This is a genomic window from Streptosporangium sp. NPDC000563, assembly GCF_040299985.1.
Taxonomy (GTDB): domain Bacteria; phylum Actinomycetota; class Actinomycetes; order Streptosporangiales; family Streptosporangiaceae; genus Streptosporangium.
Map to the genome: position 1 here is coordinate 30517 of NZ_JBEPDA010000009.1, position 22301 is coordinate 52817.

At 70.0% G+C, this 22301-nt stretch carries 19 protein-coding genes; 13 read left to right on the top strand and 6 right to left on the bottom strand.

Features of this window, described 5'->3' with window-relative positions:
- Window positions 1-185 precede the first annotated feature (185 nt).
- From ABT352_RS21460 to ABT352_RS21470, 3 genes are all read left to right on the top strand, one after another.
- Complete coding sequence (locus tag ABT352_RS21460; RefSeq protein ID WP_030914836.1) at window positions 186-485, top strand: DUF4193 domain-containing protein; 300 nt, start codon at window positions 186-188, stop codon at window positions 483-485.
- Between the two features lie 81 nt (window positions 486-566).
- Window positions 567-1502, top strand: a complete 936-nt coding sequence (locus tag ABT352_RS21465) for a hypothetical protein (protein ID WP_350946644.1) — start codon at window positions 567-569, stop codon at window positions 1500-1502.
- A 55-nt stretch (window positions 1503-1557) separates the two neighbouring features.
- Window positions 1558-2979, top strand: a complete 1422-nt coding sequence (locus ABT352_RS21470; protein WP_350946645.1) for an alpha,alpha-trehalose-phosphate synthase (UDP-forming) — start codon at window positions 1558-1560, stop codon at window positions 2977-2979.
- A gap of 135 nt (window positions 2980-3114) precedes the next feature.
- On the opposite strand, the gene ABT352_RS21475 is transcribed toward ABT352_RS21470, so the two are convergent.
- On the bottom strand, window positions 3115-3411 hold the full coding sequence (locus tag ABT352_RS21475) for a DUF4235 domain-containing protein (RefSeq protein ID WP_350946646.1): 297 nt from the start codon (window positions 3409-3411) through the stop codon (window positions 3115-3117).
- Between the two features lie 83 nt (window positions 3412-3494).
- Between ABT352_RS21475 and valS the strand changes: the two genes are divergently transcribed.
- From valS to ABT352_RS21510, 7 genes are all read left to right on the top strand, one after another.
- Complete coding sequence (gene valS, locus ABT352_RS21480; RefSeq protein ID WP_350946647.1) at window positions 3495-6086, top strand: valine--tRNA ligase; 2592 nt, start codon at window positions 3495-3497, stop codon at window positions 6084-6086.
- Window positions 6087-6624: 538 nt separating this feature from the next.
- Complete coding sequence (locus ABT352_RS21485) at window positions 6625-7890, top strand: AI-2E family transporter (RefSeq protein WP_350946648.1); 1266 nt, start codon at window positions 6625-6627, stop codon at window positions 7888-7890.
- An 11-nt stretch (window positions 7891-7901) separates the two neighbouring features.
- Window positions 7902-8456 carry a PaaI family thioesterase gene (locus tag ABT352_RS21490; protein WP_350946649.1) on the top strand — a complete coding sequence of 185 codons (555 nt, stop codon included), beginning with the start codon at window positions 7902-7904 and terminating at the stop codon, window positions 8454-8456.
- A complete protein-coding gene (gene dut, locus ABT352_RS21495; protein ID WP_350946650.1) occupies window positions 8453-8896 on the top strand; it encodes a dUTP diphosphatase in 444 nt (147 codons plus the stop codon). Before ABT352_RS21490 ends, dut begins: the two co-directional genes overlap by 4 nt.
- A gap of 129 nt (window positions 8897-9025) precedes the next feature.
- A complete protein-coding gene (locus ABT352_RS21500; RefSeq protein ID WP_350946651.1) occupies window positions 9026-9700 on the top strand; it encodes a DUF3710 domain-containing protein in 675 nt (224 codons plus the stop codon).
- A gap of 49 nt (window positions 9701-9749) precedes the next feature.
- Entirely contained in the window at window positions 9750-10142 is a 393-nt protein-coding gene (locus ABT352_RS21505) for an OB-fold nucleic acid binding domain-containing protein (RefSeq protein ID WP_350946652.1), read from the top strand.
- A gap of 33 nt (window positions 10143-10175) precedes the next feature.
- Window positions 10176-10838 (top strand): DUF3159 domain-containing protein, encoded by a 663-nt coding sequence (locus tag ABT352_RS21510; protein WP_350946850.1) that lies wholly within the window; start codon window positions 10176-10178, stop codon window positions 10836-10838.
- A 159-nt stretch (window positions 10839-10997) separates the two neighbouring features.
- Here the strand turns inward: ABT352_RS21510 and ABT352_RS21515 are convergent, their stop codons facing one another.
- Together ABT352_RS21515 and ABT352_RS21520 are read right to left on the bottom strand one after the other, a co-directional pair.
- Entirely contained in the window at window positions 10998-11669 is a 672-nt protein-coding gene (locus tag ABT352_RS21515) for a potassium channel family protein (protein WP_350946653.1), read from the bottom strand.
- On the bottom strand, window positions 11669-12334 hold the full coding sequence (locus ABT352_RS21520) for a potassium channel family protein (protein ID WP_350946654.1): 666 nt from the start codon (window positions 12332-12334) through the stop codon (window positions 11669-11671). Before ABT352_RS21520 ends, ABT352_RS21515 begins: the two co-directional genes overlap by 1 nt.
- 116 nt (window positions 12335-12450) lie before the next feature.
- Between ABT352_RS21520 and ABT352_RS21525 the strand changes: the two genes are divergently transcribed.
- Entirely contained in the window at window positions 12451-14493 is a 2043-nt protein-coding gene (locus ABT352_RS21525) for an APC family permease (RefSeq protein ID WP_350946655.1), read from the top strand.
- Between the two features lie 67 nt (window positions 14494-14560).
- Window positions 14561-15808 (top strand): class I SAM-dependent RNA methyltransferase, encoded by a 1248-nt coding sequence (locus tag ABT352_RS21530; RefSeq protein ID WP_350946656.1) that lies wholly within the window; start codon window positions 14561-14563, stop codon window positions 15806-15808.
- 127 nt (window positions 15809-15935) lie between these two features.
- Here the strand turns inward: ABT352_RS21530 and ABT352_RS21535 are convergent, their stop codons facing one another.
- The 3 genes from ABT352_RS21535 to ABT352_RS21545 form a co-directional block, all read right to left on the bottom strand.
- Complete coding sequence (locus ABT352_RS21535) at window positions 15936-19145, bottom strand: FG-GAP-like repeat-containing protein (protein ID WP_350946657.1); 3210 nt, start codon at window positions 19143-19145, stop codon at window positions 15936-15938.
- Between the two features lie 786 nt (window positions 19146-19931).
- Window positions 19932-20594, bottom strand: a complete 663-nt coding sequence (locus ABT352_RS21540) for a response regulator transcription factor (RefSeq protein WP_350946658.1) — start codon at window positions 20592-20594, stop codon at window positions 19932-19934.
- Between the two features lies 1 nt (window position 20595).
- On the bottom strand, window positions 20596-21822 hold the full coding sequence (locus tag ABT352_RS21545; RefSeq protein WP_350946659.1) for a sensor histidine kinase: 1227 nt from the start codon (window positions 21820-21822) through the stop codon (window positions 20596-20598).
- A 161-nt stretch (window positions 21823-21983) separates the two neighbouring features.
- Here ABT352_RS21545 and ABT352_RS21550 point away from each other — a divergent pair, with 161 nt between their 5' ends.
- Window positions 21984-22226 carry a hypothetical protein gene (locus ABT352_RS21550; RefSeq protein ID WP_350946660.1) on the top strand — a complete coding sequence of 81 codons (243 nt, stop codon included), beginning with the start codon at window positions 21984-21986 and terminating at the stop codon, window positions 22224-22226.
- Window positions 22227-22301: the final 75 nt, after the last annotated feature.

A 22301-nucleotide genomic window follows, 5' to 3' on the forward strand; every position in this document is an offset into this window, starting at 1 on the left:
CGCCATATTTGGCTAACCGTGGCCATTGGCAGTACGTCCCTCACGTGTAGGGAGGTTCAGTGACCATTCCGGCGGGGTACCGAAGCAGGAATCTCTCTGGCGGATCGGGCACAAGTCGTGCCTCCCAAGCGTTACACACGCGCGAGTCAGCGCAGACAGATAGATGAGGGGGATGGATCAGACCGATGGCTACCGATTACGACAGCCCACGCAAGACCGACGACGACCTCAGTGAGGACAGTCTTCAGGAACTGCAGGCCCGCCGTACCGACAAGTCCTCGGGCAGTATCGACATCGACGAGACCGATCTCGCCGAGTCGCTCGAACTGCCGGGCGCGGACCTGTCGAACGAGGAACTCTCGCTCCGGGTGATTCCTCGTCAGGCCGACGAGTTCACCTGCGCGCGCTGCTTCCTGGTGCACCACCGCAGTCAACTCGCCGTTGAGAAGAACGGCCAGCAGATATGCCGGGAATGCGCGGCTTGAGATGATTCCGATGGCCTGTCCGAGGTGTGCTCTTCCAAGTACGGGTAGGGCCCCAGGACAGCCTTGAGGAGGTTCCGAGACATGACGTCAGAGAACAGGCAGAGCGGTGCCGCGCCGGACGACTCCACGGCCGAGGAGTCGGACGGCGCGCCTGATCACAAAGCGGCCCCCCGCGACGAGGCCGGGCGGGAGGCGACCCCGGAAGGCGGTCCCGATCGCAGGACGACCCCGGAAAGCCGCCCCGATCACGGAGCGGCCGCGGCCGACGGCCCCGGCCGATCCGACCAAGAGGTGGCCGAGCTCGTCGGCAGGCTCGCCGAGCCGGGCGACATGGACGCGGCCGAGCGGCGAAAGTTGCTCGGCCGCCTCACGAGATCACTGGCGCGAGGGGCGAAGAGGGCCAAGGCGTCGGGAGAGAACCGGGGTCGCTGGCTGACCGACGTGTTCATGGCCGTGGCGCCCCGCATCCCCATCCGCGACCTGCAGACCCTTTCCGAGCATCACCGCGGCCTCACCTCCGAGGCGCTCGCCGACGACCTGGTACGCACCGCGACCAAGGGAACCATGACGGTCGGGGCGATCGGCGGGGCCGTCGCCGCCGCCGAGTTCGCAGCTCCCCCTCTCCTGCTCTCCGCCCCCGCCCAGCTCGTCGCCGAGACCCTTGTCGTGGCCGCGATCGAGGTCAAGCTCATCGCCGAACTCCACGAGGTGTACGGGATCCAGGTGCCGGGCACCGGCTCCCAGCGCGCCATGGCCTTCGCGATGGCCTGGTCCAAGCAGCGCGGCGTCGACCCCATGGCACCGGGGACGATGACCGTCGCCCTGGGCACCGCGGCCAAGACGGCCCTGCGCAACAGGCTGATGCGCACCCTCGGACGCCACCTCACCACCTTCGGCCCGTTCCTCACGGGCGCCGTGGCCGGAGGATTCCTCAACCGCGCCGCCACGAAGAAGCTCGGCGAGGTCGTACGGGCCGATCTGAGGGTTCACCGAGCCCTTCCACCAGGTAAGCCATAGAAACCTCGCAAACGGGTAGTTAGTTCGGTAAGCCCCCGACTACCTGGAGGAATTTGTGCTGGGCCGCAGCGCATTCGTGATCGTCGCCAACCGCCTGCCCGTCGACCGCGTCGGGGAGGACATGTGGAGGCGTAGCCCCGGCGGCCTCGTCACCGCGATCGCCCCCGTCCTGCAGCGCAGGGAGGGGGCCTGGGTCGGCTGGCACGGCGCTCCCGACGAGACCCTCGAACCCTTCGAGCACGACGGGATGCAGCTCGTCCCCGTCCCGCTGTCCAGGTCCGAGGTCGAGCTCTACTACGAGGGCTTCTCCAACGCCACCCTCTGGCCGCTCTACCACGACGTGGTCGCCACGCCCGTCTACTCCCGGGTCACCTGGGACGCCTACCGCACCGTCAACGAGCGCTTCGCCGAGGCCGCCGCGCAGGAGGCCGCGGAGAACGCCGTCGTGTGGATCCAGGACTACCAGCTCCAGCTGGTCCCGGCCATGCTGCGCAAGCTCCGCCCGGACCTGCGCATCGGCTTCTTCCTGCACATCCCCTTCCCGCCGGTCGAGCTGTTCTCCCAGATGCCGTGGCGGCGCGAGATCGTCGAAGGGCTGCTCGGCGCGGACATGGTGGGGTTCCAGCGCCCCGGCGGCGCGTCCAACTTCATCCGGCTCTGCCGCCGCCTGCTCGGCCTCCAGCACCACAAGCACGAGATCTACGTGGGGGACCGGGTGGTGCGCGCCGGGGCGTTCCCCATCTCCGTCGACTTCGGCGAGCTCGACTCCCTGGTCAGGGAGCCGCACATCATCTCCAGGGCGCGGGAGATCCGCGCGGAGCTGGGTGACCCAGAGTGCCTGCTGCTCGGCGTCGACAGGCTCGACTACACCAAGGGCATCGGCCAGCGCCTGAAGGCGTTCGGCGAGCTGCTCTCCGAGGGGGCGATCAAGCCGGGTGAGGCGGCGTTCGTACAGATCGCCACGCCGAGCAGGGAACGGGTCGAGGAGTACGTGCGGCTGCGCGACTCGATCGAACTCCAGGTCGGCCGGATCAACGGTGAGCAGGGAGAACTCGGCCAGCAACCCGTGCAGTACATGCACCAGTCGTACGGCAGGGACGAGCTCGCCGCGCTCTATCTCGCGGCGGACGTGATGATGGTGACGCCGCTGCGCGACGGGATGAACCTGGTCGCCAAGGAGTACATCGCCTGCCGCAACGACCTGCGCGGCGCGCTGGTGCTCAGCGAGTTCGCCGGGGCGGCCGACGAGCTGCGCCAGGCGTTCATGGTCAACCCCTACGACATCGACGGTCTCAAGCGGACGATGCTGACCGCGATGCGGGCCACCCCGCACGATCTGTCGCGCAGGATGCGGTCGCTGCGCCGCAGGGTGGCCACCTACGACGTGGACCGCTGGGCCAAGGAGTTTCTCACCTCACTGGAGTCATCCGGCTCCCAGGACTCACCGGAACCTTCCGAAGTCCCGGAGTCCTCCTGACGGCGACCTCGCCGCCCTCGGGCAGGGCGAGCGGCGCGGCGGGTCCTTGACGGCGGCCGGGGACGACGGGTCCTGAAACACCGGGGCAACGCCGGTGACCCCGGCCGGGGTCACCGGCGGGGCACGGTCTCGCCGTCAGGTGGTGACGTCCTTGGCCGCGTCCTTCATGGCCTTCCAGGCGTTGTAGCGCTTCTTGGCGGTGCGGGCGACCACGATCTGCGTCACCTGCATGCCGACCCCCATCACCACGGCGTAGCCGATCGCCTCGCCGAGGCTGATCTCCAGGGACTCGTTGTCGACGGGAGGCTTCTTACCGGTGGTCTTCTCCCAGGCGAACCCGATGACCTTCTTCGCCCCCCACGCGGTGGCGAGGCCCAGGAGGCCGCCGATCGCCCTCCACGCCATGTCCTGCTTCTCGTTCTTGTCGGCCATAGGGTCCTCCCGTTTCGTGGCTCGCCCCAAGAACACTAGTCTCCCCGAGCGTCGTATCGCGTGAAGCCATACCATAGGGAGGCATGACACATCAGCGTCCGCGCCCTGCGACCATGCCCGAGAAACCGACTCTCGACGGCCTGGAAGTCGTATGGTCGGGCCGTTGGGAGACCGGGGGGACCTACCGTTTCGACAGGTCGCGCACGCGCGAGGAGATCTACTCGATCGACACCCCGCCGCCGACCGTCTCCGGTTCCCTCCACGTCGGCCACGTCTTCTCCTACACCCACACCGACACCGTCGCCCGCTTCCAGCGCATGCGCGGGCGCGAGGTCTTCTACCCCATGGGCTGGGACGACAACGGCCTGCCCACCGAGCGCCGGGTGCAGAACCACTTCGGCGTGCGCTGCGACCCCTCCATCGCCTACGACCCCTCGTTCGAGCCCCCGGCCAGACCTGATCCCAAACGGCAGATCCCGATCTCCCGCGGAAACTTCATCGAGCTGTGCGAGCGGCTCACCGTCGAGGACGAGAAGGTCTTCGAGGAGCTCTGGCGCCGCCTGGGCCTCTCGGTGGACTGGTCGCTGACGTACGCCACCATCGGCGAGGCCGCGCGGGCCGCCTCCCAGCGCGCCTTCCTGCGCAACCTCGCCAGGGGGGAGGCGTACGTGGCGCAGGCGCCCACGCTGTGGGACGTCACCTTCCGCACCGCCGTCGCCCAGGCCGAGCTGGAGGACCGGGAGTGGCCCGGTGCCTTCCACCGGCTGGGCTTCGGCCTGTCGGAGGAGCAGCGGGCCAGGGGGTTCGGCGATCGGGTCTGGATCGAGACGACCCGCCCCGAGCTGCTTCCCGCGTGCGTCGCGCTCGTCGCCCACCCGGACGACGAGCGTTACCGGCCCCTGTTCGGCACCACGGTCAGGACACCGCTGTTCGGCGTCGAGGTGCCGGTGCTCGCCCACCACCTGGCCGAGCCGGACAAGGGTTCGGGCATCGCGATGATCTGCACCTTCGGCGACGTGACCGACGTCGTCTGGTGGCGCGAGCTCGACCTGCCCACCCGCGCCGTCATCGGCTGGGACGGCAGGCTGCTGCCGGACGCGCCCGAGGGCGTGCCGGAGGAGCCGTACGCGGAGCTGGCGGGCAGGACCGTGCACGGCGCCCGTGAGCGGATCGTGGAGCTGCTGCGCGCCTCGGGTGACATGGAGGGCGAGCCGCGGCCCACCAGGCGCGCGGTGAAGTTCTACGAGAAGGGCGACCGGCCGCTGGAGATCGTCACCACCCGCCAGTGGTACATCCGCAACGGAGGGCGCGACCTCGCCCTGCGCGACGCGCTCCTGGCGCGCGGCGCGGAGCTCTCCTGGCACCCGCCGCACATGCGGGTCCGCTACGACAGCTGGGTGCAGGGCCTGGCGGGCGACTGGCTGATCTCCCGGCAGAGGTTCTTCGGCGTGCCCATCCCGGTCTGGTACCCGCTGGACGACGAGGGCGAGCCCGACCGCTCCGCGCCGATCATGCCGCCGGAGTCCGCGCTGCCGATCGACCCGTCCAGCGACGTTCCGCCCGGCTACACCGAGGACCAGCGCGGCAAGGCAAGTGGTTTCATCGGAGACCAGGACGTGATGGACACCTGGGCCACCTCCTCGCTGACGCCGCAGATCGCCGGGGGCTGGGAGCGCGACCAGGACCTGTTCGAGCGGGTCTTCCCGATGAACCTGCGCCCGCAGGCCCACGAGATCATCCGGACCTGGCTGTTCTCCACCGTGGTCCGCGCGCACCTGGAGCAGGGCACCCTGCCCTGGAGCGATGTCGCGATCTCCGGGTGGATCCTCGATCCCGACCGCAAGAAGATGTCCAAGTCCCGGGGCAACGTGGTCACCCCGCTGGGCCTGCTGGAGCAGTACGGCTCCGACGCGGTCCGCTACTGGGCGGCGAACGGCCGCCCCGGCACCGACACGGCGTTCGACACCGGTCAGATCAAGGTCGGCCGCCGCCTGGCCATCAAGATCCTGAACGCCTCCAGGTTCGTCCTCGGCCTGGGCGAGGAGGGCGGGGAGGTCACCGAGCCGATCGACCTGTCGATGCTGGCCCGGCTGTCGGAGGTGGTCCACGAGGCCACCGAGGCGTTCGAGGGCTACGACTACACCCGCGCGCTGGAGCGGACCGAGCGGTTCTTCTGGGAGTTCTGCGACGACTACCTGGAGCTGGTCAAGGCGAGGGCCTACGACGACGCGAACACCGGGACCGGAGGCGAAGGAAACGCCGGGAACGCCGGGAACGCCGGAAACACAGCGGCGCGTTCGGCGCACGCAGCGCTGCGCGAGGCGCTCGACGTCATGCTCCGGTTGTTCGCCCCCTTCCTGCCCTTCGTCACCGAGGAGGTCTGGTCCTGGTGGCGTGAGGGTTCGGTGCACCGGGCCGCCTGGCCCGAGGCGGGTGAGCGAGGAGGCGACCCCGAGTTGCTGCCCGTGGTGGCCGCGGTCCTCGGCCGGGTCCGCAAGGCCAAGTCCGACGCGCGCCTCTCCATGCGCGCGGAGGTCTCCCGGCTGACCGTCACCGGTGCGCGGGCCGCCCTCGTGCGCCAGGCGCAGGACGACCTGTGCGGCGCGGGCGTCATCGACGAGTTCGTGCTCCACGAGGGCGAGGGGGATCTGCTCGTGGAGGTCGCTCTCACCTGACAGTGGGCCCGAGGTGCGGAGGTACGCCTCCCGGTGAGGTCCGGCTCCTCGCCCGGCCGGGGGTCCCGGGCGGGATCCGCGCTCCGGGCGCGCACGCGAATCTGTCCTTCCCGTCGGGGCGTCCTGCCGTACGGTCGAGGCAGGACAGGTGAGAGGAGGACAGGCATGCCGCCAGGATGTGGCAACTGCAGCTGCTACCTCGAAGACAGGGTGATCTCGCGCCCGCCGGATGAGCGCTGACCCCTGCCGGTGAGCGCTCATCCGGTGAGTGGTGACCGGGGGGCGTCGGCTCGGGATCGGTGGGCATCGGCCCGTGACCAGGGGCGTCGGCTCCCGGTCGCGGGCGGAGGCCGATCCCGCCGGGGTGTGTCACCGACCAGGCAAGGCGGGTGCCCACCCCGGCGGGATGGGCACCCGCACGCCCGCCGGGTCGGCGCGGGACGGGCGCCGGCACTCGGCGCACGGACGAACCATCGCGTTTCGTGTTCCTGCGATAACCCCCGCGCATTCATCCTCCCGGCGTGACAGTCTTGAACATGTGATTTCCGACCGGGAACGCCTCACCAACCTGGTGCCTCGTACGCTGCTGCGCATCGCGATGTGGAGCCTCTGCCTGATCATCATCGGCTGGGCGGTCCTCTACTTCGCGCAGTTCATCGCGACGCTGCGCATCGTGGCGCTGCCGGTGGCCGTCGCGCTCCTGCTGACCGCGCTGCTGTTCCCGCTCACCCGGAGGTTCGGCGCGATGGGCATGCGGCCCATCTACGCCACCTGGCTCACGATGATCATCGCGCTCGCCGTGCTCGGCGGCACCGGATGGATCATCGGGGTGCGTGCCAACGACGAGTTCCCCGGTCTTCTCGACCAGTTGCGCGTGACGGTCAAGAGCGTCGAGAACTGGCTCTACACCGGCCCCCTGCACCTGCAGCCGACCCAGATCTCCAGCTGGGTCGACGAGATCGGGCGGCAGATCACCACCCAGCGCAACCAGATCACCCAGACGGTCCTCACCGGCGCCACGGTGGCACTGGAGGTGCTCGCCTCCATCGTGCTGCTGCTGTTCGTGACGTTCTTCCTGCTCAAGGACGGCGACCAGATCTGGTCGTGGTTCCTGAAGGGCTTCGGTGACGTCGCGCCCCGTGTCGACAGGGCCGGCCGGGCCGCCTGGGTGACGCTCTCGCACTACGTGCAGGGTACGGTCGCGGTGGCCGCCGTGCACGGTGTGGTCATGGGCATCGTGCTCGCGGGGATGGGCGTGCCGCTCTGGGCGCCGCTCGCGGTGCTGATCTTCCTGGCCAGCTTCATCCCCATCGTCGGAATCTTCTTCGCCGGTGCGGTGGCCACCCTGGTCACCCTCGGTGCCAAGGGCCCGATCTACGCTCTGATCTTCCTCGGCATCCTGGTCGTGGAGCAGCAGCTGGAGAACCACGTGCTCCAGCCGCTGATCGTCGGCAGGGTGCTGCACTTCCACCCGCTGGCGATCATTCTGGTGCTCGCGGTGGGCGGCATCCTGGCGGGCATCGCCGGGGCCGCCGTGGCGGTGCCGGTGGCCGCGGTGATCTACCGCGCGCTGCCGGAGCTCCTCGGGGGTGGTTCCCGGCCCGCCCTGCCACCTGCCCCGCCACACCCCGATCCCGGGGAACCTCACGGTCCCGGCGGTCCCGAGGGCTCCGGTGGTCCCGAGGGCCCCGGCGGTCCCGAGGGTCCCGGTGGTCCCGGGGGGCCGAGCAGCGGTTCCGGCGGGCCGGGGGCCGGTGCGGAGGGAAAGCCGGCGAATGAGGAATCACCGCAGCCCAGGCGGTAACGTTCTGCCCCGTGACCCGTTCCGCCCTGACCACCCCTCCGCCGGACGCGACCCGCCCGGCGCCGCACCCCGGCGCCCCCGCTCCCGGCACCCCGCTCGGTCCCCACTACAGCCGCTGCTTCGGCTGCGGTGCCGACCACCCGAACGGCCTGCGCCTGACCGCTCTCACCCCAGACGGGATCACGGTGGTCGCCGAGTTCACCGTGGAGGAGACCCACCAGGGCGCGCCGGGCCTGGCGCACGGCGGTGTGCTCGCCGCGGCGATGGACGAGGTCATCGGTATGTCCGTGTGGCTCTTCCAGCGCCCCTACGTCACCGCCCGGCTGGAGACCGACTATCTCGCGCCGGTTCCGGTGGGCACCGCCCTGCATTTGCGCGCCTGGTGCAACGGCATGTCCGGCAGGAAGGCGTACCTTGAGGCTGAGGGCCGGATCGGTTCCCCGGACGGTCCGGTCGCCGTGCGGGCCGCGGCCCTCTTCGTCGAGGTGGGCATGGAGCATTTCGCCAAGCACGGTGACATTCAGAAGATCGCCGACGAGCACCACGAGTACGAGGTGAACCCGTGACCCACACCGTCGAGGTGTTGATCCACCGGCTCGATCCCGACCTGCCGCCGCCTTCGTACGCCCATCCGGGCGACGCGGGCGCCGACCTGCACGCCGCAGAGGACGTCGAGCTCCTCCCCGGAGAGCGAGCCGTGGTCGGCACCGGGCTGGCGATCGCCCTGCCAGACGGGTACGCCGCGTTCGTCCACCCGCGTTCGGGCCTGGCCTCCAGGTATGGGGTGACGCTCGTCAACGCGCCCGGCACCGTCGACGCGGGATACCGGGGGGAGATCAAGGTGACACTGATCAACACCGACACCAAGAGCGTCGTACGGCTGCGCAGGGGAGACCGGGTCGCGCAGCTGGTGATCCAGAAGGTGGAGAAGGCGGCGTTCCACGAGGTGGACCGGCTGCCGGGTTCGGTGCGAGGCGCCGGCGGGTTCGGGTCCACCGGCCACTGACAGGAAGTGATCCCGGCGAGGTGGACGGAACGGCCGGCGATCCGAGGGCGGGGCATCCTCCCGGCCCCGGAGAGCGACCGCCGCCGTGCCCGGCGGGTGACGAGTGAATCTTCAAGGAGCGTGAGAGAAGTGTTCGGACGCAGCCGTCGTGAGAAGTCCCCGGCCGCCAAGGCCGCGGTGGAAGAGGTCGAGCGGGTACCGTCGCGGGAGTCGGGGCCGTGGGACGCGGACGAGCCCCACCCCGAGCGCGAACGGGTCGACCTCGGAGGCATGCGCCTGCCGGTGGACGCCGGTTTCGAGGTGCAGCTCAACCTGGCCGGCGACCAGATCGTCGGTGCCGTGGTGCTGTTCGAGGGGAGTGCCCTGCAGGTGCACGCCTTCGCGGCGCCCAAGCGCAGCGGGATCTGGGACGAGGTCAGGGCCGAGCTGGCCGAGGGGGTCAAGGGTGCGGGAGGCACCGCCGAGGAGCGGGAGGGGCCGTTCGGTGTCGAGTTGGCCGCGAGGATCCCCGCGGAGGGCGGCGAGCAGCCGGTCCGCTACATCGGGGTGGACGGGCCGCGCTGGTTCCTGCGCGCGGTGATCAGCGGTAAGGCCGCCGACGACGCCGGGGCCGCCGAGACGCTGGAGGGTGTCGTCAGGGACATGGTCGTGGTACGCGGCGACGAGCCCATGGCTCCCAAGGAGGCGATCGAGCTCCGGCTGCCGCCCGAGGCCAAGCAGGCCGCGGAGCAGCAGGCCGCCGGGGGAGAGGTGCCCGATCTCAAGCCGTTCGAGCGGGGGCCGGAGATCGCCGAGATTCGCTGACGGGCCGGATCGCGTACGCTGGTTCGACTCGGGTGTGAAGGAGAGGTCCGTGGGTTCTCAGGAGCCGCACAAACAGGGCGGTCTGCGGGGATTCTTCCGTCGGTTGACCGCCGGTCAGGACGAACTGGAGGCCGACGAGCTCCAGCAGGACCTCGATCGTCACGGTGCCACGCCCATCGTCTCCTGCGGTATGCGCCGTCGCTCCTGCGTCACCGGCACCCTGCGGACGGTGACGCTGCGTCCTCGCGGAGGCGCTCCGGCACTGGAGGCCGAGCTTTACGATGGTTCCGATGTGATTGACCTGATATGGCTGGGCCGCAGGAAGATCGCCGGTATCGAGCCAGGGCGCCTGGTGCTGGCGGAAGGGCTCGTCAGCGTGCAGGATGGCCGCAAAGTCATGTTCAATCCGAGATACGAGCTGCGCCCAGCGGGCGGTGCGTGAGTGATTGACGATCCCAAGACGGTGAGCGAGAAGATGACCACCACCGGTGAGACCGCCGCGCACGACACGGTCGAGGCCGCGATCCGCAGCCAGCTTGCCAAGGCCTTCGGCGGAGTGCGAGGCGTGATCGAGGCCGCCGTGCCCACCATCGCCTTCACCGTCATGTGGATCACCACCTCGGAGCTGAGGCCGTCACTGACCGTGAGCATCTCGGCCGCGGTGCTGCTGCTCGTGGTGCGGCTGGTGCAACGCTCGACGCCGCAGTTCGTGATCAACAGCTTGATCGGCATCGGCATCGGCGCCTTCTTCGCCTCCCGTACCGGCCAGGCGGAGGACGTCTTCCTGCCGGGCATCCTCTACAACGCCGGATACTCCGTGGTCATGCTGCTGTCGATCATCACCCGGTGGCCGGTCGTGGGCTTTCTCATCGGATCCGTCACCGGCGACCCGACCGCGTGGCGCGCGGATCCGGCCGTGGTGAAGTTGTGCATCAGGCTCACCTGGCTGCTGATGATCCCATGCGTGATCCGGGTGGCGGTGCAGCTCCCCGTCTATCTGATCGGCAGGGACGACGCGGTCGCCCAGCTGGGCATCCTCAAGATCGCGATGGGCTGGCCGCTCCAGGTCGCGGCGCTCGCGGCCATGGTGTGGCTCCTCGCCCGCGGCAGGACCCCGGTGCGGCCCGCGGCCTCCTGACCGCCACGCCGGCCTTCGCCTTCGCCTTCGCGAAGAGCTTCTCGGTCCGCCGGGCGGCGACCCGTCCGGTCCCCAGGAGGTCACACACGGCTTCCCGGCGCCGATCCCCCGGCACGCGGTGCGGGAGGACCGGCTCGCCCGGTGCGCGGGAGCGCGGGTTCAGCGGGGCGTGCGGTGCGGGGACAGGAGCTCGGCCAGCTCCTCCTCGACCTCCTGGCTGGCCACGAACATCAGCTCGTCGCCGGCCTCCAGCGGGTCGTCGGCGGTGGGCACCAGCACCCGGCCCTCGCGCAGGATCGCGACCAGGGCGGTGTCGTTGGGCCACGGAACCGAGCCGGCGCGCTGGCCGACGACCGGCGCGTCCTCGGGCAGGGTGAGCTCGACCAGGTTGGCCTGGCCCTGGCGGAAGGTCATCAGCCGCACCAGGTCGCCGACGCTCACCGCCTCCTCGACCAGCGCGCTCAGCAGGCGCGGGGTCGAGACGGCCACGTCGACGCCCCACGACTCGTTGAACAGCCACTCGTTCTTGGGGTGGTTGATCCTGGCGACCACGCGAGGCACGCCGTACTCGGTCTTGGCGAGCAGGGACACCACCAGGTTGACCTTGTCGTCACCGCTGGCGGCGATGACCACGTGGCAGTCGGCGAGGCCCGCCTCGTCCAGCGAGGAGATCTCGCAGGCGTCGGCGAGCAGCCACTCCGCCCGCGGCACGGTATCGATCTTGATGGCCTTGGGGTCGATGTCGACGAGCAGGACCTCGTGGCCGTTCTCCAGGAGCTCGGCGGCGATCGACCGGCCGACCGCCCCCGCGCCGGCGATGGTGACGCGCATCAGTGCTCCTTCTCCGGCGCTCCGGACAACACCTTGTTGATGCGGTCCATGTCGGCCTCGACCGCCATGACGTGCAGTATGTCGCCCTCCTGCACCACCGAGTCGTTCCTGGGCAGCAGGGTGTCGCCGATCCGGTTGACGAACGCCAGGCGGGTGCCCGCCGCCGCCTCCAGCTCCCTCGTCAGGGTGCCGATCCAGCCGGGGTGGTAGGCCACCTCCGCCAGTACCACGCGCCCGCTGGGGTCGCGCCAGAGCGGCTCGGCGCCCTCGGGCAGGACGCGGCGCAGGATCTGGTCGGCGGTCCAGCGGACCGTGGCCACGGTGGGGATGCCCAGCCGCTGGTAGACCTCGGCGCGCCGGGAGTCGTAGATCCTGGCCACGACGTTGTCCACGCCGAACGTCTCGCGGGCGACCCTGGCGGAGATGATGTTGGAGTTGTCTCCGCTGCTCACCGCCACGTAGGCTGCCGCGGCCTCGATGCCCGCCTCCTCCAGGACGTCCCTGTCGAAGCCGACCCCGGTCACCCGGCGACCCCTGAACCCCGCCCGCAGGCGGCGGAACGCCTGCGGGTCATGGTCGATGATCGCGACCGAGTGGCCGCTGTCCTCAAGAATGTGCGCCAGGGTCGAACCGACCCGCCCACACCCCATGATCACGATATGCATGCTCCCCCGCCGGTCGCTGTGAGGCGGATCTTGTTCCCGATGTATTCAGCCAGTATGGACCGCCCCGGGAGTGCCGCGTGAGTGGGGCCGAGTAATAACGGCTAGCATCTGCAGACGTGTCGAAGGTGACGGACCTTGTCAAACGCCTTTTCATCGGGCGGGCGCTGCGCAGCACGCAGCTACACGAGCAACTGCTCCCCAAGCGCATCGCGCTACCCGTTTTCGCGAGTGACGCCCTCTCCTCCGTCGCGTACGCCCCGCAGGAGATCCTGGTCATCCTCTCCCTCGCGGGACTCTCCTTCTACCACTTCAGCCCCTGGGTGGCCGTCGCCGTCGTCGTGGTGATGCTCACCGTCGTGGCGTCGTACCGGCAGAACGTGCACGCCTACCCCAGCGGGGGTGGCGACTACGAGGTCGCCACCGTCAACCTCGGCCCGAACGCCGGTCTCACCGTCGCCAGCGCCCTGATGGTCGACTACGTGCTCACCGTCGCGGTCTCGGTCGCCAACGGCGTCGACTACGTGGGCGCCACCATCCCGTACGTCGCCGAGCACAAGACGCTGGTCGCGATCGTCATCGTCGTGCTGCTGACCGTGGTCAACCTGCGCGGTATCCGCGAGTCGGGCGCGGCCTTCGCGATCCCCACCTACACCTTCATGTTCGCGGTCCTCGGCCTGATCGCGTGGGGCGGATTCCGGGTGCTGATCCTCGGTGACGAGCTGCACGCGCCCACCTCCGGGTACGAGATCATCGCCGAGCAGACGAACCTCACCTCCTTCGCGGCGGCCTTCCTGATCCTGCGCGCGTTCTCCTCCGGCTGTGCCGCCCTCACCGGCGTCGAGGCGATCAGTAACGGCGTGCCCGCCTTCCGCAAGCCCAAGAGCAGGAACGCCGCGAACACCCTGCTGATGATGGGCCTGATCTCGGTGACGATGTTCGTCGGCATCATCACCCTCGCGCTCGCCTCGGGCGTCAAGGTCGCCGACCCCGCCGTCGCCTACCGCGACATCCTCATCGACGGCAGGCCCGCCGGGCCCGACTACTACCAGCAGCCGATCATCGCCCAGGTGGCGGACGCGGTCTTCGGGAACGGCTCACTCCCCTTCTTCTTCATCGCCGCCGTCACCGCGCTGATCCTGTTCCTCGCCGCCAACACCGCCTTCAACGGTTTTCCGGTGCTCGGCTCGATCCTGGCCCAGGACCGCTACCTGCCCCGCCAGCTGCACACCAGGGGCGACCGGCTCGCCTTCTCCAACGGCATCGTGATCCTCGCCGCCGGGGCCTGCCTGCTGCTGTGGGGCTTCGACGCCGACGTCAGCCGCCTGCTCAACCTCTACATCGTGGGCGTCTTCGTGTCGTTCACGCTGAGCCAGATCGGCATGGTCAGGCACTGGAGCAGGCATCTGAGAACCGAGACCGACCCCAGGGTCCGCCACCAGATGCACCGCTCGCGGACGATCAACTTCTTCGGCGGCGTGATGACCGGCCTGGTGCTGGTGGTGGTGCTGGTCACCAAGTTCACCCACGGGGCCTGGATCGTCTGCGTGGCCATGCCGGTGCTCTTCCTGATGATGAAGGGCATCCACCGCCACTACGAGAACGTGGCGGCCGAACTCGCCGTCGCCGAGGACTCCCAGGTGGACGAGACGATGCTGCCCGCGCGCAACCACGTCATCGTCCTGGTCTCCAAGATCCACAAGCCGACCCTGCGTGCTCTCGCCTACGCCCGCGCCACCCGTCCCTCCACCCTGGAGGCGATCACCGTGGGCGTGGAGGGACCGGAGGCCAGGGCGCTGCAGGAGGAGTGGGAGCGGCGCGGCATCCCGGTGCCGCTGAAGATGCTCGACTCGCCCTACCGCGAGATCACCAGGCCGATCCTGGAGTACGTCAAGTCGCTGCGCCGCCGTTCCCCCCGGGACGTGGTGAGCGTCTACATTCCCGAATACGTCGTCGGCCACTGGTGGGAGCACCTCCTGCACAACCAGAGCGCGCTGCGCCTGAAGGGCCGCCTGCTGTTCCAGCCAGGCGTGATGGTGATCAGCGTGCCCTGGCAGCTGCACTCCTCCGACCGGCTCAAGGGCCGCCCCGAGCCCCTCGCGCCGGGCGCCGTACGCCGTCCACCCCAGGAGGCGGCGCGAGACGAGGACGTCAAGGCATAACCTTTCGTAGGTGCTCCTGACGCGAGGAGGCTCGACCGACGACGATTTACTCTTGGGGGCGACGGCCATGGCGATCGAACTGACGGTGGGACCGGTTGCGCACGGTGGCTGGTGCGTCGCCCGCCATGACGGACGGGTCGTCTTCGTGCGGCACGCGCTGCCCGGCGAGCGCGTCGTCGCCGAGATCACCGAGGAGACCTCCCGGTTCCTGCGGGCCGACGCGGTCGAGATCCTGGAGCCCTCCACCGACCGGGTGACCCCGCCGTGCCCGTTCGCGGGCCCCGGCCGCTGTGGCGGCTGCGACTGGCAGCACGCCTCCCTCGACGCCCAGCGCCGGCTGAAGGCCGATGTGGTGGCCGAGCAGCTCAAGCGGCTGGCCTCGATCGACTGGAAGGGCATCGTCGAGGAGGTCCCCGGAGCCCCCGACGGGCTCGGCTGGCGCACCCGCGTCCAGTTCGCCGTCGAGCGGGACGGGAGCCTGGGCCTGCGCCGCCACCGCTCCCACGACATCGAGCCGGTGGACGCCTGCCTGATCGCCCACCCCGAGGTGGAGAACGTCGGCGCCGAGGTGATGAACTGGCGCAACGCCTCATCGGTGGAGGTCATCGCCTCCAGCGCCGGTGACCAGGCGGTCGTGGTCGCCCCCAAGCCCAGGCGCACGGTGGCGATCCCCGACCTCGACACGAGCGTGGCCGTCTTCGTCGACGAGGGCAAGGGCCGCAGCCGCGTCGTCCACGGCCGCAACCATCTCGTCGAGCGGGTCGCCGGCCGAGACTTCCAGGTCACCGGCAGCGGTTTCTGGCAGGTGCACCCCGGTGCCGCGGCCACCCTCCTCGACGCCGTCATGGAGTTCGCCGCCCCGCGCCCCGGCGAGTGGGCCCTCGACCTCTACTGCGGCGTCGGCCTGTTCGCCGCGGGGCTGGCCGAGGCGGTCGGTCCCGAGGGAGCCGTGTTCGGCGTCGAGTCCGAGTCCGTGGCGGTCCGCGACGCGGAACGAAACCTCCGCGACCTGCCCCAGGCCCGTTTCGCCAGGGGACGCGTGGAGAACGCCCTCGACCGCTTCGGCATCGAGCGCGCGGACCTGGTCGTCGTCGACCCGCCCAGGGCGGGCCTGGGCCGCGACGTCGTCGAGAACGTGACCACCCTCCAGGCGACCCGGATCGTGTACGTCTCCTGCGACCCGGCCACCCTCGCCCGCGACCTGGCCTGGTTCGCCGAACGAGGCTACCGCCTCGCCGACCTGCGGGCCTTCGACGCCTTCCCGATGACGCATCACGTGGAGTGTGTGGCGCTGCTGGTCAGCGAGTCGATCTAGGCTCTGCCCCGCGGCGATGCGCCAGGCCATACCGCCGGCGGTCGCAGGGCTTCGCCGGAACGGTCTCCGGCGAAGCCCGTGATGGGAGTTTCGGTTCCGCTCTGATCGATCAGGGCGTCTCAGATCATCAGCATCGGTTGGCCACGCAGAGCGGCAGGCCCCCCGGCGGCGGCGGTTGGGGGTCGTTCGGCATGGGGCTGGTCATGCCGGTCATGCCGGCGCCGTTGTTGAACCAGGCCTTCACTCCGCCCCGGCTGTCGTGGACGAGGTAGTCGGCCCGGCGATCACCGTTGATCTCGGCCAGGCCGATGTTCGCGCGGGCCACGCCGACGCCGGAGGCGACCTCGCCGGCCGACAGCCAGGCCGACCCGGATCCGCCCCGGTTGTTGATCCACGCGCGGATCTGGCCGTGGTCGCCGAGGACCAGGTAGTCGTCACGGCGGTCGCCGTTGACGTCGGCGAAGGTCACCGTGGGACCGGTCGCGCCGACGCCGGAGGCGGCCTCGCCCTGACTGACCCAGGAGACGGCATCGCGGGTGCCGGTGTTGCGCCAGAGCCGGACCCTGCCCTGGTCGTCGACCACGAGGTAGTCGTCTCGGTTGTCGCCGTCGATGTCGGCGAACCTGATCTGGTCGCGGGGGGCCGAGCCCGAGGCGAGCCGGCCCTTGCTCGTCCAGGCGACGGCATCACCGGTGCCGCTGTTGAACCAGGCATCGACCTGGCCCTGGTCGCCGACCACGAGGTAGTCGTCGCGGTTGTCGCCGTTCAGGTCGGCGAAGCGGATGTGGTCGCGCGGACCCGATCCGGATGCGACCACGCCGCGGAAGTTCCAGCCGACGCGATCGGCCTCCCGGACGTTCAGCCAGGCCTCCACCCTGCCGTTGTCCTTCACCAGAAGGTAGTCGTCGCGGCCGTCGCCGTTCAGGTCGGCGAACCTGACCTCCTGGCGGGGCGCGTCGGTGGAGGCGATCTGGCCCTGGTAGTCCCACGGGTCGGCACGGCCCCAGCGTTCGTTCAGCCAGGCCGCGACCTCGCCTGCGGCGTTGACGGTCAGGTAGTCGTCGCGGCCGTTCCCGTCGATGTCCGCAATGACCACATCGTCGCGGGAGGCGCCCACGCCACCGACGACGGCGCCCTGGTAGATCCACGGCCGGTTACCGCCGACGTTGTTCAGCCAGGCCTTGGTATAGCCCGTGTCGTCGAACACCAGGTAGTCATCGCGGCCGTCACCGTCGAAGTCGTGGAATCGTACCTGGTCACGGGTGGCGCCGACGCCCGAGGCGATCTCGCCCTGGTACGACCACGCCACGCCGCCGCCGGTGAACTGGTTCAGCCAGGCGCGCACCCGGCCCTGGTCGTCGACCACCAGGTAGTCATCGCGGCCGTCGACGTCGACGTCGGCGAACCGCACCTGGTCACGCGTCGCGCCGACATCCGTGGCGACCATGCCCTGAGCCACCCAGCTGACGGCGTTACCGGTGCCGGCGTTGCGCCACATCGAGACCTGGCCCCGGTCGCCGACCGAGAGGTAGTCGTCGCGGCCGTCGCCGTTCACGTCCGCGAATCGCACCTGCTGCCGGGGGGCCGCTCCGGTGGCGATCTCGCCGATGTAGTTCCAGCCGCCGCCCTGACCGGCGCGGTTGTTGAGCCAGGCCTTGACCTGGCCCTGCTCGCCGACCAGGAGGTAGTCGTCGCGGCCGTCGCCGTTCAGGTCGGCGAAGCGGACCTGCGCACGGCTCGCGTCGGGAACCGAGGCGATCTTGCCGACGTAGTTCCAGCCCGCGGGAGCGGGGCCCGTGGGGGGCGGTGGCGGCGGGTTGGCCGGTGCCGGGGTGCACGGCCGGTTGTCGCCGGGGAGCGCGGGCATGATCAGGCCCTCGTTCATCGCGGATTTGATCGCGTTGTGGTAGGCGTTGGCCATCTTGCGGTAGCCGTCGTTGTTGGGGTGCAGCGAGTCGGCCAGGTCGGCCGTGGTGACCCCGAGAGCGCCGTTGTTGACCAGACGGACGCGTTTGCCCTCGGCGCGGAGGAGGTTGACGATGTTCGGCAGCCTGGCGTTGTACCTCGCGATCAGCGTGTTGTCCCACTCGTCCTTCGCCGGTACGAGGCTGGAGACGAGGACCGTGGTGAGCGGCGCGATGTCCGTGATCCTGTCGACCATCCTGCTGAGGCGGATGTGGGCCGTTTCGGGCTCCTCGTCGTTCGCCAGGTCGTTGGTCCCGATGTGCAACACGACGACGTTGGGCCGGTAACGGGCGATCACGCACTCGGACGCGAGGCTGTCGAGCCGGCTGATCCGCCAGCTGGGATGGCCTTCGTGGTCGGTGTCGGGGATGTTGCCGTGCCCGGAGTCCACGGAGCCGACGAAGTCGATTGCGTTCGCGTCGTCCTGTAACAGGTCCCACAGGCGGCCTCGATAGCCGACGCCGCCAGGGGTCCCACCGACGCCGTGGGTGATGGAGTCGCCCAGCGGCATCACCCGCAGGAGCCCGGGGGCCGCGCCGCGCCGCGCGGCGGCGAGCTCGATCGCATCCATGTACCGGGGGACGTTGTGTTGAATGGTTCCGCCCACGTTTTCCATGGTCAGGCCGATATTGCCCGCCCACCACCAGGACTTTACCTTGCTGCCGGCATCCCGCACATTTCGCGCCATGTTCGAGAACCACTGCGCTCCGGAGGCGTTGAGGCCGGGCGCGAAGTAGCCCTCCCATACAGCCGCGGCCGCGCCCAGGACGAAAGAGTTGATGAGGAGGTTCCACCAGGCGTCCGGATCGGGGTTGTCCTCGAAGGCGATCGTGAGTGCCCCTCTGGCGAAAACCGAAAAGAACGTCGCTATCCCTGAGCATGCCGCGCTGGCGAGAGGCGCCAGCGGACCCGATTCGGGAAGGAAGAACAACGTGCAGGTAATGAGGATGGAGAAGTAGACCGCCACACCGGCGATGGCGATGCCGAGGGCCCCCCACGGGGACACCTCGCTGAGCGCGATGTCACTCTCCAGCGTGAACGCGAGTTTGGAACCCCTCACCGCGATGGTTCCGTCGAAGTCGACCCAGCCGTCCAGTGTCGTAACCGGCAAGGCCCCCCTGTTGTTCAGCCATTCCTCTTTGATGGCGTCGCTGAGCAGGCCGTCGCGGTCGTTTATTGTGTCGATCCACTCGTCGATCTCGGTACGCTCGGCCCCCTGGGGGAGGTCGAATTCCATCGACACCGTGGTCGCGGCCTTCGCGGTGGGCTGGAAGCCCACCTGGAGCAGCAGTGACAGGGTGACCAGCAGGGTCGTCAGGACCCTGCCTCTTCCTCTTGGTCGGGTGAACATCCTGCCGCGGGATGCGGGCACGGTCCCTCCACCTGTTCATCCGCCGGCGGCTCGCCGAGCGGGTGGGTCGATCAAAGATGCTTGCCGGGATACTGGGCGGTCAGGGCCCGCGCCCGGCGCAGGGCGTGTGAGGCTCCGCTTCCGGTCACGTTGGTCGCGGATGCGGGGCGAGGCGCATCGACGACCGCGGCCCCGCCGGCGGTGGACGGGCGGAGACGACCTCCTTCCGCAGCCTCTCCATTTCTCTTGAACCCACACACAACCGTGACAAAAATGCCATTTGATGTACGCCAGGTGAATAATTTATTTTTTAGGGGGCGACAAAGAGCGTCAATGGCTGTGATCTCGCGCCGGGTCGCTGTTCGATCACACTTTGTGATCATGTTTCCGGCGTGTTGAAAGAGTGTGGCCGGACCGTTTCGGTCGCCAGAAGAAATGAATACCGAGATGGCGTGGGAATTCATTTAACGCGGTGAACGAGCCGTGCGTCCTTTGGGTGTGGCGACCATTGAACCGACGTCCTGCCACGCAATCCGTTCTCATCGCATGCGGGACATCGGAGCCGGCCTTTCGGTGATTCGCCGGAGCCGTGCAGGTCGACCGGCCTTCGGTGCGGGCATTGTGTTCATGCGAGGGCGAACTGTTGGACGGAGAATCGGCCCAGGCGAACGAACGCGGCCGAGGCGGGGTTTCACCCTTCGGGTGAGCCGGGGCGACGTGAATTCGATGTGGTCCCGATGATCCACCACGCGGAGTGTGTGGCGCTGCTGGTCGGCGAGTCGATCCAGGCTCTGACCGGCGGCGGTCTCACAGGTGTTCCGACGCGCCCGCGTCGTGGACCAGCAGGGCGATCTGGACCCGGTTGTTGAGATCCAGCCGGGTCAGGATCCGCGACACGTGCGTCTTCACCGTCGGCAGCGCCAGATGCAGCTCCCGCGCGATCTCGGCGTTGGAGCGGCCGCGTCCGACCGCGAGGGCCACCTGTCGCTCCCGTTCGGCCAGCAGCGCCAGCCGGGCACGGGCGGCGGCGGCCCGGTCGCCCTGCCCCGAGCCGTCCGCCACCTGCTCGATGAGCCGGCGGGTGACGGCGGGGGAGAGCACCGGATCTCCGGCGGACACCGTCCGGATGGCCGTCACGATGTCCTGCGGTGGGGTGTCCTTGAGGAGGAACCCGGCCGCGCCGGCGCGCAGTGCCCGCAGCACGTGCGCGTCGGTGTGGAAGGTGGTCAGGACCAGCACCTCCGGGGCGCCGGGCCCGGCCCGGAGCCTCTCGGTGGCGGCCAGCCCGTCGACGCCCGGCATCCGGATGTCCATCAGCACCAGGTCGGGACCGTGCGCGGCGACCAGGGCGGGCACCTCGGACCCGTCGGCGGCCTCCGCGACGATCTCGATGTCCGGGGCGCCACCCAGCATCAGGCGCAGCCCGGCCCGTACGATCGCGTCGTCGTCGACGAGCAGGACGCGGATCACCTCATTCCCCCTTCCCGCTCGCGGAACTCCGGTACGCGGGGGACGCGACGCCCGTCGTGGACCAGGGCAGCCAGGCGTGGACCAGGAACCCGCCGTCGGTGGGGCCGGCCGTCAGCTCGCCGCCCGCCAGCCTGGCCCGTTCGGCGAGCCCGATCAACCCCTGCCCGCCCGCGCTCCCGTCTCCGTCCGTGCTCCCTCCCTCGCCTCCGCCACAGATCGAAGCCGGTCCCGGTGGCGGCGCGTTGCGGACCTCCACCGTGAGCCGGCCGTCAGGGGACCCGCTCACCGCCACCGCCACCGCCGCGCCGGGCGCGTGCTTGCGCGCGTTGGTCAGCGCCTCCTGCACGATCCGGTACGCCGTGCGCCCCACCGCGGGCGGCGGTATCCGCCCGTCCGGCGGCCCGGTCAGCTCGATCCGGCCGCCCGTCGCCCGTGCCTCCGCCACCAGCCGGGCCAGGTCCGCGAGTTCCGGCTGCGGTCGCTCGCCCTCGTCCGGCCCGGCCCGCAGTATCCCGATCACCTCGCGCAGGTCGCGCAGGGCGAGGTGGGCGCTCTCCCGGATCACCCCGGCGGCCCGCGCGATCTCCTCCCGGGGCGCGCCCGGGTTGAACTCCAGCGCTCCGGCGTGCACGCTCAGCAGTGACAGCCGATGGCCGAGCACGTCGTGCATCTCGCGGGCGATCTCCTCCCGCGTCTCCCGCCGTGCCCATTCGGCCCGCAACTCCGCGTCCGCCTCGGCCAGCTCCGCGCGCTCTCGCAGCGAGGCGATCAGCTGCTGCCGGGACCGCCGGAACAGTCCCCACCCGATCGCCCCGGCGATCAGCGCGAAGTACGTCAGCGCCGATCCCGTACGTTCCCCGGACAGCTCCGCCACCTGCCACAGGAAGACGGGCAACGGTGCGAAGGCCAGCGCCGCCACCCACGCGGTGACCCGCCACGGACGGGTCGCGGCCACCGTGAACACCGCCACCATCGCCGGACCGGTCAGGTAGTGCGCCCAGGTGCCCGCCACCAGCAGCACCACCGCGAGCGGTACCGGCCATCTCCGCCGCAACAGCGTCGCGGCGCCCCCCAGCCCGCCGACCACCTGGTCGACGTCCCGCCACACGGGGTCGAGGGTCTCGGGGACCGGTATGGACTGCGAGCTGACGGCGGCGAAACAGGCGGCGAAGAGGAACAGCGCCACGTCGGTGACCCGGTCGCGGCGGGTGCGGTGGATGCGGCGCATACTCCAGGAATTTACGCGGCCTCCGGCCCGTGTCCCGGCGCCCGTGCCGCGACCGGATACTTAAGTACGACCGCAGGGCCCGCCGACGGCCATCCTTGGTCACCGCCCGGCCATCCTCGGCCCGATCCCGAGCCGGGCACCGCGCGCCTACCGTCGGGGTCATGACCTCCACCACCCCGCCGAAGCCCCCTCTGGCGGCACTGTCCGGCCTGATCTGCTTCGTCCTCGTCGTCGGCGGCGCGAGCGGCCTTCTGCACGAGTGGTTCGGCTGGATTCATCTCATGGGATTCGTTCGGTTCCTCGCCCCCGGCGGTTACGAGATCTACAGCTACGTCATCATGATCGTCCTCGGCCTCGCGGTGGGCGCGGCCGGTGACGCGGTCACCCGGCGAGGCCGCGGATGACCGCGCGAAGCGGGGAAACGACGGCCCCCGGCCCTCCGAGGCGGCTCGTCGCGCCCTCGGCGGGTGGGGTTTCCT